This is a genomic window from Lapidilactobacillus bayanensis (genome assembly GCF_003946695.1).
Classification (GTDB): domain Bacteria; phylum Bacillota; class Bacilli; order Lactobacillales; family Lactobacillaceae; genus Lapidilactobacillus; species Lapidilactobacillus bayanensis.
This window is the reverse complement of the sequence record NZ_RHOX01000024.1, coordinates 20,776-32,133: the sequence shown is the minus strand read 5'-3', so window position 1 is coordinate 32,133 and position 11,358 is coordinate 20,776. Positions and strand designations below refer to the sequence as shown.

12 protein-coding genes and 1 pseudogene are annotated in these 11,358 nt (G+C 40.5%); 12 read left to right on the top strand and 1 reads right to left on the bottom strand.

Going from position 1 to position 11,358, the window contains the following annotated elements:
• Nucleotides 1-22: 22 nt before the first annotated feature.
• Nucleotides 23-298, bottom strand: a complete 276-nt coding sequence (locus EKM65_RS11645; protein WP_449823242.1) for a class III lanthionine synthetase LanKC N-terminal domain-containing protein — start codon at nucleotides 296-298, stop codon at nucleotides 23-25.
• A gap of 84 nt (nucleotides 299-382) precedes the next feature.
• Here EKM65_RS11645 and EKM65_RS09065 point away from each other — a divergent pair, with 84 nt between their 5' ends.
• The 12 genes and pseudogenes from EKM65_RS09065 (at nucleotide 383) to EKM65_RS09005 (ending at nucleotide 11,267) form a co-directional block, all read left to right on the top strand.
• Entirely contained in the window at nucleotides 383-1,228 is an 846-nt protein-coding gene (locus tag EKM65_RS09065; RefSeq protein ID WP_225420443.1) for an Rgg/GadR/MutR family transcriptional regulator, read from the top strand.
• 294 nt (nucleotides 1,229-1,522) lie between these two features.
• The gene (locus EKM65_RS09060; RefSeq protein WP_125607689.1) at nucleotides 1,523-1,834 is read left to right on the top strand and encodes a hypothetical protein; all 312 of its coding nucleotides are present in this window, start codon (nucleotides 1,523-1,525) and stop codon (nucleotides 1,832-1,834) included.
• 38 nt (nucleotides 1,835-1,872) lie between these two features.
• Nucleotides 1,873-2,730 (top strand): MFS transporter, encoded by an 858-nt coding sequence (locus tag EKM65_RS09055; RefSeq protein WP_164506891.1) that lies wholly within the window; start codon nucleotides 1,873-1,875, stop codon nucleotides 2,728-2,730.
• 264 nt (nucleotides 2,731-2,994) lie between these two features.
• Nucleotides 2,995-3,252: an IreB family regulatory phosphoprotein gene (locus EKM65_RS09050; protein WP_057757377.1), complete on the top strand. Its 258-nt coding sequence runs from the start codon at nucleotides 2,995-2,997 to the stop codon at nucleotides 3,250-3,252.
• A 1-nt stretch (nucleotide 3,253) separates the two neighbouring features.
• Nucleotides 3,254-3,688 carry a Holliday junction resolvase RuvX gene (gene ruvX, locus EKM65_RS09045; protein WP_164506890.1) on the top strand — a complete coding sequence of 145 codons (435 nt, stop codon included), beginning with the start codon at nucleotides 3,254-3,256 and terminating at the stop codon, nucleotides 3,686-3,688.
• Between the two features lie 110 nt (nucleotides 3,689-3,798).
• Nucleotides 3,799-4,128, top strand: coding sequence for a DUF1292 domain-containing protein (locus EKM65_RS09040; protein WP_125607685.1), 330 nt, complete (start codon nucleotides 3,799-3,801; stop codon nucleotides 4,126-4,128).
• A gap of 767 nt (nucleotides 4,129-4,895) precedes the next feature.
• On the top strand, nucleotides 4,896-5,435 hold the full coding sequence (locus EKM65_RS09035; RefSeq protein ID WP_125607683.1) for a CvpA family protein: 540 nt from the start codon (nucleotides 4,896-4,898) through the stop codon (nucleotides 5,433-5,435).
• Nucleotides 5,436-5,717: 282 nt separating this feature from the next.
• Nucleotides 5,718-8,072, top strand: coding sequence for an endonuclease MutS2 (locus EKM65_RS09030; RefSeq protein ID WP_125607681.1), 2,355 nt, complete (start codon nucleotides 5,718-5,720; stop codon nucleotides 8,070-8,072).
• Between the two features lie 168 nt (nucleotides 8,073-8,240).
• Nucleotides 8,241-8,552: a thioredoxin gene (trxA, locus tag EKM65_RS09025; RefSeq protein WP_125607679.1), complete on the top strand. Its 312-nt coding sequence runs from the start codon at nucleotides 8,241-8,243 to the stop codon at nucleotides 8,550-8,552.
• A gap of 168 nt (nucleotides 8,553-8,720) precedes the next feature.
• Nucleotides 8,721-8,918 (top strand): hypothetical protein, encoded by a 198-nt coding sequence (locus EKM65_RS09020; RefSeq protein ID WP_125607677.1) that lies wholly within the window; start codon nucleotides 8,721-8,723, stop codon nucleotides 8,916-8,918.
• A 392-nt stretch (nucleotides 8,919-9,310) separates the two neighbouring features.
• Nucleotides 9,311-10,749 (top strand): annotated as a pseudogene (gene racE, locus EKM65_RS11485) (glutamate racemase).
• Nucleotides 10,746-11,267 (top strand): metallophosphoesterase, encoded by a 522-nt coding sequence (locus EKM65_RS09005; RefSeq protein ID WP_125607671.1) that lies wholly within the window; start codon nucleotides 10,746-10,748, stop codon nucleotides 11,265-11,267. Before racE ends, EKM65_RS09005 begins: the two are co-directional and overlap by 4 nt.
• Nucleotides 11,268-11,358: the final 91 nt, after the last annotated feature.

Here is an 11,358-nt window from a genome sequence, read left to right as displayed (position 1 = left end):
CACCAGCTTAAAGATATGCCTTCTAGACCAATTTCTTGCTTTTGGAATTAGTGTTGCATTTGATTTGACAATTCAGGGATTTAATAAATTTGAAAGATATTAAGTTAGAAACGCAATATGATGATACTAAATTAAATATTGTTGTTGAATTATTAAAAAAACTTGAGATATGGATTTTCCACCCTTGAGCTGGTAATATTTGTAATAAGGGATCCCAGTAGCAATAACGGTTTTTTTCATAGATGTTGGATGACTGTTCTTGTTTAAAGCGGACTAGTTCTTGTTCAAGTTTTTTCATTTGACGTTTCCTCCATTAGGGATAGCTTAAGTTAAGTGACTAGGGAAGCAATCAAATGTTTAACATATGAAACAGGTGATACTGATGGCTAAAAATTTTGGTACAACATTCAAAAACATTCGAGAATCAAAAGGTGTCAGTTTAAGCTCATTGTCTGATGATGTTGTCTCGAAGAGTATGATTTCAAAGTTTGAAAATGGTATTTCGGATCTTTCAACACAACGTTTTTTTCACTTATTAAAGAAGATTAATGTGACACCTTATGAGTTTCAAATGACCATGAACCATTACGAATTGTCCGATGACAGCAAAACGCTATCTGTCTTAACTAAATTAGTGATGGCGCAAGATGTTTCGAGTTTGCTGAGATATAGCAAAAGACTTAATCAGAAATACCTTGAATCTCGATTGGTTTTTGACCAATTAAATTGGATCATGGCTGAAGTATTATTGGCTAATACGCAGGAAAGGAAACTTGATGACAGTGTTGATTTAAAGGCCTTAACAGATTATTTATTCTCCTGTGAGGATTGGGGTAACTATGAACTGATTCTTTATGGCAATACCATGTTTGTTTTACCGCTTGAGACGATTGTTATTTTTTCTGGAAACCTCTTCGAGAAATGTAGTATTTTTCAAGGTAACACTAGTCTTTATGAAACGTGTTTGAACATTTTGCTGAACACAATTGAATTACTCATCAAAAAAGAAAAGTATTCTCAGGCAAAAAAGTTTCTCAATCTAATTGAGATGCAAAATTTGTCTGAAGCATTTTTATTGGAACGAAATTTTATTAAGTTCTATCAAGGTCTGATTATGTTGAAAACTGGCACTGAGGAGACAGGGCGTACTTTAACAGAGGGCGCACTTGCCGTTTTTGAATTCGCAGGATGTTATACTTTCGCAGACAGCCTTAAAAAATTAATGTAGGGTTTAATATACGAAACGTTTTTTTGAGATGAATTTTTTAGAGTGATACTGCTGTAATTGAAACTCGGCTTTTTGTTTCTCGATAATACCAAGTGAATTAAGTCGCTTTTTGAGAGTTATCGGAAAATTAAAGTAGCAAATTTAAATTTACATCTCACATACTAAGAAGTATTAAAAAGCAACTAAAGTTGGTATATAGTCCAGAAGTGCAACATAAAGGCTAAACAAAAACAAAGTAAGTTGTCTTAAAACTCATTAATCAAATCCAATCTGAATTACCAAGGAGGACGCAAGATGAAGCGCCTGTTAATCGTTTATAATCGGAAAACTTTACCTATCGTTCTTAATCGCTTGGTTTCATTGACGGCACAATTTGGTTATGTGGTTGCCTTAAACCTCGTCCTCGCAAAGATCTCAGTCAACGCCGTCTTGATACTTTGGATTGCCAAGCTGTTAGGCGATCTCTTTGCAGCTAGTCTTAATCAATTCATTCGGCCACCGAAATCTACGAAACTCTTTTTATTTGTGCTTGAAGCAATCAAGGCCGCGCTATTATTTGTCATGCCACTTTTATTTCATAGTTACGTTCTTTTTATTGTGTTTTAGGATTTGAAATGCTTGGTGATCTGTTTGGAAGTTATTTGATGACGTCGATTCCGTTTCTGGTGCCGAAAGATAATCTGAGTCGTTTCAACGCTAGCATTACTTTAGTTGGTTCGATTTCGTACTTCATCGGGCCACTTTTGGTTGGTTTATTCCAACAAGTTAATCAATCTGTTTTATTTATTTTGTATGGTAGCTTGACAATTTCGTCTGCGTTTTTATTACTCTTACTTCCTCAGATTACCTTAACAGACGATCAAGCTAAGTCGGAATTAGCCAAACCCAAGCACAATTGGCACCAACTGCTCACAATTTTTAAATCTTACAGAAATTATGCCTATATCTTTTTAGCTTGGGTTGTGTTGGAGGCAGTTGCGTCTAGTTTTGATTCTTTTGAAGTGATTTTTTTAACGCATGAAGTTGGGATTTCTAATGCTCAATATGCTTTTGCACTTTCATTTTTAGCGATTGCTTTCTTGGTGGTTTCCTCATTGTTGACTTTTAAAAAGATTAAACCAAATTATGACCGGCTTTTCTATATTGGCAGTGGCCTCTTTTTGATTTATCTCGCATTGGTCGCTTTTTGTCAGTCATACGCACAGTTATTGGTGTTCTATACATTTCTAGCATTCGGGTCAACGTTGATCGGTAATATGTTGTACAACATCACGCAAACGGAAGTCACCACACATGATCAGCCCAATATTTTCCTATTGCAAGATGTTTTCACGAGTATTTTGTCAGCAATCTTGGTGATGTTGCTGGGAATTGGTCAGAATTTCGGTTACCTGTTGGGTTCGATGTACAAGGTGTTTTTCACGAGTGCGTTAGTATTAGTGCTATTTCTCTGCTTAAAGCGCCAAAAGAAGGACACCATTTCTCATTCGTTGATTAGATGAGCTGCATACTTACAGAAGCGGCATCGTAGGCAATCATTTTAAATTTTAAGTTGCGCTCAGGGTGGCGCCATTAAAATGGATTCAATCATTGTCAAGTTTCGTCAAGGCGCTAAATTACCCTGATGTAACTTGACCTATTTTTTTATGATGCGCAATATTGGTACCGCTTTTTATGTTTATATTGTGGTTAGGTTACACAACGGTAACAAAGATTGTTTTTTGTGTTTCTTTCATGTATCATCAATGTTAAGCGAGGTGACGGTCATGAGCGAATTGGATAAAACAATGTCCTTTTCTTTTGATGATAACGAGTCAAAAAATGTTAAAGATACACTTGAAAATGTTTATCAGGCATTAGAAGAAAAGGGTTATAATCCGATCAATCAAATTGTCGGGTATCTTTTGTCTGGGGATCCAGCTTATATTCCACGGCACAATGATGCGCGTAATTTGATTCTCAAACACGAACGTGACGAGATTATTGAAGAATTAGTCCGTAATTACTTAAACAAGGAGCGTTAAAATGCGCCTAATGGGACTAGATGTCGGCTCTAAAACAGTTGGTGTTGCGATTAGTGATGAACTAGGTTGGACCGCGCAGGGTGTTGAGATTATTGCCATCGATGAGGTCAATGAGAATCTTGGGTTAAAGCGGGTCAAACAACTAGTTGAAGATTATCAAGTAACAGGTTTCGTACTAGGTCTTCCCAAAAACATGAATAATACTTTGGGACCACGTGCAGAACGTTCCCAGTACTATGGTGAGCGCTTAGTTCGCAAGTTTCAATTGCCAGTGGATTTTCAAGATGAACGTCTGACCACAGTTGAGGCTGAACGGATGTTAATTGAGGATGGCAACGTTTCGCGCAAGAAGCGCAAGGCGGTCATCGATAAGCTTGCCGCCGTTTTTATACTACAGAATTATTTGGATGCTAAGGGCAAATTAACCCAACAATAAATTAGCAACAACTAATATGGTCATGGTTTAACTTGGCGAACTTTGCCTTAGTTGAATGGACACCGCCACGAACATCAGAAACTAACATTAGAAGTGAATTAGGAGGAACTATGGCTGATCAAGATAAAAACATCGTTGACTTCAGTGACTTAGAAGATGAACAACGACAAATTACATTAGTTGATGAAGATGGTAACGAAGAACTTTACGAAATTCTCTTTACCTTTGATTCAGAAGACTTCAACCGTTCATATGTGTTGTTAATTCCGGCAGGTGCACAAGAAGACGAGCAAGTTGATATTTATCCATTTGCTTATGCACCCGATGAGAACGGTGATGCCACATCCGGCGACCTACAACCAATCGAAGACGACGCCGAGTGGGACATGGTTCAAGGCGTATTGGACGTATTCCTACACGACGAAAACTTAAGCGACTAGCTGAAATCAGAGTGCGGAGAATTGCGGTTAGTGATGGCGTGGTAAGGAAATAAATTTGGAAATCGCTTTTGATTTCTGAATTTATTTCCTTACCACATAATCACTGCAACTCGCAGCACGTTTCAGATCAGAGTGCGGAGAAGCAACGGGTTGGCGGTATGAATTTAAACGGGAAGATCATTGCGTGTCAACGCAAGGAGATTCACGCTTAAATTCACTTCCGCCAGTTGTTTCGCAGCACATTTCAGATCAGAGTGCGAAAGACAACGGGTTGCTGGTCCAAATTTAAATGGAAAGATTGATGCATGCTAATGCAGCAAGATTTTCACTTAAATTTCGTACCAGCAGTTGTTTCGCAGCACGTTTCAGATCAGAGTGCGGAGAAAGTCGGGTTGACAATGAGCATTAAGAAAGCAATGAAAAAGTTCGTTCTTTGAACTTATTCATTGCTGGCTTAAGCGGAATTGTCAGACTTTCGTAGCACGTTTCAAAACGCGAAAAGGACTTGGGAGTTTTGTCCCGAGTCCTTTTTCTTGATTAGTGCGAAAAAGTATGACAACTGTCACTGTCAACGCGGTTGAAAAGTAAGGTTATCTTTAATTTAACTTAGCTAGCTGGTTGAATCTGCTAATTAGTGATAAACTATTTTTATTCAATTTAGCAATCTGTCAATCAACAAGCGATGAACTTTCACGCTTAATTTTGCCAATCAACAATTGAGCTCGGCAGTATGAGCTGATCAAATTAAATATCATGAAGAGGTTTTTATGCTTAGTTTTCTAATTTTGATTATATTTGCCTATAATATTTATATCAGTGGGCGGCGTGGTTTATTGCTGCAAGGCTTTTACACGTTAGGATATTTCATTACATTACTATTTGCGCAAAGCTTCTATCAGTCGCTTGCTACTAAATTAACACTGTTGATCCCTTATCCTTCTGCATCGTTGGACAGTAAATTTACCTTCTTCACATCTAAAGTTGGGTTAGATTTGGATAGTGCTTTTTACGCGGGTTGTGCCTTTTTGATTATTGTGGTGCTGGGATGGGCAGTGACTCATTTAGTGGGGCTGTTCTTACACAATTTGATTTTTATCCCAATCGATCCATTGACCAATGTTGCCGGTAGTGCTTTTCTCGGCTTCTTCGTCACCTACACGGCCTTATTTTTGATTCTGTATTTACTGGCTTTAATTCCGGTCACGGCGATTCAAACCATGCTAGAAAAGTCATGGTTAGCAACTTTAACTGTGCGTTACACGCCATTCCTAACTAAATGGATCACGAGATTATGGATCGTGAAATAGTGAGATAATTAGGGATAAGGGACAAGTTTATCGTTGCAGATTGTGCACGTTGTGACCTGGTGCAACGGTTAACCACCATTATTCTGCTGAAAACTAAAATTTGCGACAAGAAATTTTAGTTTTAGCTAATTTGCGTTGTCGTGGGACGAAAACCTGAGCGCCAGTGACTTAACTACGCGTTCTGCTCGACTGAAAACTTGGTCAATCAGAACGACTAGGTTAATTCGTGACCTCAATCCGGCTTTTGTCCCACTTTTTTTCTGAAAAGTTAGAGGTGAAAAAATGAATACCAAAGTATTAACCACACTTGAATTTAATAAGATTAAGCAAAAGTTACAACCGCATTTGCGGACCGACATGGGACGGGAACTGGCTCATGAATTGGTGCCTGCCAACGATCGTGATCAGGTCCAACAAATGCTTGATGAAACTAAAGATGGTGTAGATTTGTTGCGCGTTAAGGGCGGTATGCCGATTGCCCAACTGCAAACCGTTGCGCCGGCCTTAAAACGCTTGGAAATCGGTGGTAGTTTAAACGGACTTGAATTAGCAGCGATTAGTCGTAATTTACAGGCGACCAGTTCCGTCCTTCGATTCTTTCGTGATTTGGAATTGTCTTTTGAATTACGCGCAGTGCCTAAGTTAGTTGAGCAGTTAGTTGGCTTGCCTGAACAGACGCAAATGTTACGGCGGAGCATCGATTCTGACGGGACAGTTTTGGATGAGGCTTCTACGAAGTTAGCGGCGATTCGCAAGACGATTCACGGCAACGAAGCACAAATCCGTAGCAAAATGGATGAATACACTCATGGAAGTAGTGCCAAATATTTAACTGAACCGATTGTGACAATTCGTGATGAGCGCTATGTTATTCCAGTTCGTGCTGAATATAAGCATCAATTCGGTGGCATTATTCATGATCAAAGTGCCAGTGGCCAAACGGTTTATGTGGAACCACAAAGTGTTTTGAATTTAAATAATAAGCTACGTCAGGAACAACTAGAAGAAAAACAAGAGATCGACCGAATTTTCGCTGAGCTATCGGTGATGTTGGCACCTTATACCAATGAGTTGCGACACAATCAAACGGTAATGGGCGAGCTAGACTTTATTAACGCCAAAGCGCATTATGCGGCACAAATTAAAGCCACAGAACCAATTATTGCGGATAACAATGCGGTTGCCTTACGCCAAGCGCGCCATCCCTTAATTGATCCCAAAAAGGTCGTCAGTAACGACATCGCCATTGGGCAAGATTATCAGGCCATTGTTGTTACCGGTCCGAACACGGGTGGTAAAACAATCACCTTGAAAACTTTAGGATTAATTCAATTGATGGCACAAGCTGGGTTGTTTATTCCCGCCGGTGAAGAAAGTCGCGTTGGTATTTTCCGCGAAGTTTTTGCGGATATTGGCGATGAACAATCAATTGAACAAAACTTAAGTACTTTTTCGGCTCATATGGATAATATTATTCATATTTTGGATCAGGTTGATGATCAAGATCTCGTCTTATTCGATGAGTTAGGTGCTGGGACAGATCCGCAAGAGGGAGCGAGCTTGGCGATTGCCATTCTCGATTTTCTTGGTGGTGTGGGCGCCTATGTTGTCGCTTCAACCCACTATCCTGAATTGAAACTCTATGGTTATGAACGGCCGGGGACAATTAATGCCAGTATGGAATTTGACGTTGAATCCTTGCAGCCAACATATCGGTTGCTAATTGGTGTTCCTGGACGTTCCAATGCCTTTGATATTTCCCGGCGTTTAGGAATGCCTGACGCTATTGTTGCTGCTGCGCAAGCCTTGATGAATGATGCTAGTCAAGATTTGAACAACATGATTAGTGATTTAGAGCAACAGCGCAAGCAGACTGAGGAAACTGGTGCGCAATTGCAACAACAATTAGCTGACGCGACTGAATTACACCAAGAACTTAGCAAGGCTTGGTCTGATTTTAATGCACAACGCGATCTGTTGATGAACAAGGCTAAAGATAAGGCTGATGATTTAGTCACCGCTGCGCAAAAGCAGGCTGATGACGTCATTGACGAGTTGCGGCAGATGCGCTTAACTGGTCGGACTGATGTTAAAGAGAATCAGTTAATTGATGCCAAAGGTAAATTGAACAGCTTACATCCGCAACGTGAATTGGCTCATAATCGCGTTTTGCAGCGTGCCAAAAGAAAACAAGAGCTGACGGTCGGAGATGATGTCAAAGTACTCTCATACGGTCAAATAGGCGTCATTACGCAGAAGTTTAATGAGAAGCAGTTCGAAGTTCAAGTTGGCATTATCAAGATGAAATTACCGGCGCGGGATTTAGAAAAAATTAAACCTGAAAAAGCAGCCCCACAACGACAGATTGTGACCGTTCGCGGAAGTAGTTCACATGTTTCAACTCAACTTGATTTGCGTGGTCAACGTTATGAAGAAGCACTTGCTAACTTGGACCAATATATTGATTCGGCCTTGTTAGCAGGCTATGAATCAGTAACGATCGTGCATGGTAAAGGGACGGGTGCAATTCGTCAAGGTGTTCAAGATTACTTGAAGACTAATCGCCGCATCAAAAAATATGAATACGCGCCAGCATCGGCTGGTGGCAACGGCGCAACAATCGTTTACTTTAAGTAAATTGATCTCACTCTGATAGATGATCGGCGTTAAGGCTCAAATTTGTTCGCTGAAGCGGTCAAGCAAGGCTGAATCAATCTTAGTTATTTTTTGTAAGCAAACTAATTGTAATCAATTGGAATTGTGCGATAATATGAATATGTAAGATTCGAATGGAGGTTCTTCATAATGGTTAAAGCAATTACAGATAAAACATTTGCGCAAGAAACAGATCACGGTGTCGTCTTGACTGACTTCTGGGCAACTTGGTGCGGTCCTTGTCGGATGCAGTCACCCGTTGTTGAAAAGCTTGAAGAAGAAATGAAAAACGTTAAATTCACTAAGATGGACGTCGATGAAAATCCTGACACACCACAATCATTCGGAATCATGGCAATTCCAACTTTAGTTATCAAAAAAGATGGCGAAGTTGTCGAAAAAGTTGTCGGCTATCATAGTAAAGAACAACTTGAAGAAACATTGGCTAAATATACAGCCTAATCAAATCAAGCCCAAAGCAAAATGCTTTGGGCTTTTTGTGTCTCTAAAATTAAAGGATTGTTTCTTATTAAGTTGTGTTGCTGGCCGAGATAGTGGTAACTAGAACTGTTATATTGTACTTCTTCGCGCTTGCGCAAAGGTTGCATATGGAACCTGCGCGGTACCGTGGTGGAAAATAAATACTTGTCGCTGGAACGTAGTGGGCGTCGATTCGAGCCGATTAAAGGACAAATCGTCTCAAATACGAGCCTTAATGTAGGCAATAAATTGCCAACATTAATGTCACTACTGAGCGGTATTTATTTTCCACCACTAAACAAGCAAGATAGCAACTTTTGCGCAAGCGCTGAGTTGACGAGTGGTTGAATTACCCCCTAAAATTTTGAGAAGTAAAAACTTGAAGTTTAGTCGAACTAACGCACATTCGTCAGTGCCGGAGGGAAATCGCGGTCAGCCGCGGAATTGTTGTTAGTGGTTTACCACTTACAACAAAGATTGTATTTGAGACAAATTTATTTGGCTCAAATCAAGCTCGCAGCGTTCCACCAGCGCATTTTCCGCAGGCACGAAGAAGCACAACCTGATAGTTCTAGTTTTAATTATTTTCGGGAGCAAATTCACATTTGCAGCAGCGATAATAACTTGTTCACCATACTCGTTAAGAAGCTAAGCATCGTTTCTAAGAATCTTCATAACTTGAAAAAAATGCTAAAAAAGGCGACAATATAGTTTAATTCAAATTCGTGAGGCTTGGTAATATGGCGAATCAGCCAATAGGTTTTTTAGATTCAGGTGTCGGCGGACTAACGGTTGTTAAAGAAGCACTGCGGCAATTGCCTCATGAAGATATTGTCTTCATTGGCGATCAGGCGCGTTTGCCTTATGGTCCACGGCCGGCCAGTCAAGTACAGGAGTTTACTTGGCAAATGGTCCAGTTTTTATTGCAAAAAGATATTAAGATGTTGGTGATTGCTTGTAATACTGCGACCGCTGCGGCGTTAGAAGTGATCAAACCGCGACTGACGATTCCGGTTGTGGGTGTAATTCTACCAGGAACGCGTGCGGCGATTAAGGCGACACGCAATAATCAAATTGGAATTATTTCTACGGAAGGAACTGATAAGTCACAAGCCTATGTTAAAGCGCTAAAAGCACGTAATGCTCGATTAAACGTTATTAGCATGGCTGCTCCGAAGTTTGTTCCCTTAGTTGAAAGCAATGAGTTCAACACGCCCTTGGCTAAAAAAGTAGTTGCAGAGACGTTAGCACCTTTTAAGCAGACTGAGATTGATACTTTAATTTTAGGCTGCACGCACTATCCTTTGTTGCGGCCACTAATCCGCGCTTATCTTGGTGACAAGGTACAATTAATTGATTCTGGAGCGGAGACGGTTTCCGAAGTGTCGGTTTTACTTGATTACTTCAACTTGGCTAATCTCAACACTGAGCGGCCGGCTACGGCGGAGTTTTATACGACGGCGGCGCCGGAAATGTTTGATTTAATTGGTTCTCAGTGGCTAGGGATGGATGATCTGCATGCACAACAAGTACATCTAAACAAGGAGAGTCACGAATGAAGAAAGTTTTAGTTATTGCGACACAGAATCAAGGTAAGGCTCGCGAATTTCGGGATATTTTTGAACCAGCAGGTTGGCAAGTTAAAACGTTAAATGACTTCGACAATTTGGCACAGGTCAATGAAACCGGTCATACTTTTGAAGAGAATGCGCGTTTGAAGGCTGATCATTTTGCTAAAATTTTACAAACACCGGTTTTAGCTGATGATTCCGGGTTGCAAGTTGATTATTTACACGGTCAGCCGGGAATTTATTCGGCTCGTTATGCTGGAGAGGGTCATAATGACGCGGCCAATAATGCCCGTTTGTTGGCCAACCTTGGCGGGGTGGCACCAGAACAGCGGACGGCCAATTTTCATACAACTTTAGTAATGGCTTGGCCGGAGCGTTCTGATCAAGATTTAGTCGTCGAAGGTAATGTTCCTGGTCAGATTTTGACTGTACCTCGTGGCGACGATGGGTTCGGTTATGATCCACTTTTTTACTTGGCCGAATTGGCGAAGACTTTTGCAGAAATGTCAGTGGAAGAGAAGAATAAATATAGTCATCGAGGTGCGGCGATTAAGAATTTATTGCCCGTGTGGCAGCAATGGTGGCAAGAACAGGAGCAGGGCAAATGAAATTAGTTGTGGTTAGTGATAGTCATGGTGATGAGCAGATTTTACAAGTCATTGTCGATCATTATCAAGGCCAGGTTGACGCATTGATCCATTGTGGTGATTCTGAATTGAGTTGGGATGATCCGCTCCGTCAACATTTCCAAATTGTGCAAGGTAATATGGACTTTGACCAGAATTTCCCACTGACCGTCACGACCGAAATTGCTGGGCAAAAGATTCTAGTTGTGCACGGACATCGCTATGGCGTTAACTTCGGCTTAGAACAGTTAGCGTTATTGGCGCAAGAACAACAAGCAGATTTGGTCTTTTACGGTCATACGCACCAATTGGCTTGCGCAATGAACCAGCAGCGCTTATTCCTGAATCCAGGTTCAATTAGTCAACCGCGTGGGCGTTTTGTTTCGTTGCGTGGTACTTATGCTGTTGTTGAGGTTAATGGTGCTGAAATTAACGTTCAGTATTATCAACGCAATTTGCAACCAGTACCTGGTTTGAATTTTCAATTTACTAAAAAATAGCATTAAAAACGCGAGCTTAAAGAGCGGATTAGGTTTGCTGCATCACTCAGCCTACTATTTGTTTTTTGGTTGAACAGAATAGTGCGGTGAT

Coding starts and splice junctions, on each gene's coding strand:
- EKM65_RS11645 (WP_449823242.1), bottom strand. CDS start 298: ATGAAAAAACTTGAACAAGAACTAGTCCGCTTTAAACAAGAACAGTCA.
- EKM65_RS09065 (WP_225420443.1), top strand. CDS start 383: ATGGCTAAAAATTTTGGTACAACATTCAAAAACATTCGAGAATCAAAA.
- EKM65_RS09060 (WP_125607689.1), top strand. CDS start 1,523: ATGAAGCGCCTGTTAATCGTTTATAATCGGAAAACTTTACCTATCGTT.
- EKM65_RS09055 (WP_164506891.1), top strand. CDS start 1,873: ATGACGTCGATTCCGTTTCTGGTGCCGAAAGATAATCTGAGTCGTTTC.
- EKM65_RS09050 (WP_057757377.1), top strand. CDS start 2,995: ATGAGCGAATTGGATAAAACAATGTCCTTTTCTTTTGATGATAACGAG.
- ruvX (WP_164506890.1), top strand. CDS start 3,254: ATGCGCCTAATGGGACTAGATGTCGGCTCTAAAACAGTTGGTGTTGCG.
- EKM65_RS09040 (WP_125607685.1), top strand. CDS start 3,799: ATGGCTGATCAAGATAAAAACATCGTTGACTTCAGTGACTTAGAAGAT.
- EKM65_RS09035 (WP_125607683.1), top strand. CDS start 4,896: ATGCTTAGTTTTCTAATTTTGATTATATTTGCCTATAATATTTATATC.
- EKM65_RS09030 (WP_125607681.1), top strand. CDS start 5,718: ATGAATACCAAAGTATTAACCACACTTGAATTTAATAAGATTAAGCAA.
- trxA (WP_125607679.1), top strand. CDS start 8,241: ATGGTTAAAGCAATTACAGATAAAACATTTGCGCAAGAAACAGATCAC.
- EKM65_RS09005 (WP_125607671.1), top strand. CDS start 10,746: ATGAAATTAGTTGTGGTTAGTGATAGTCATGGTGATGAGCAGATTTTA.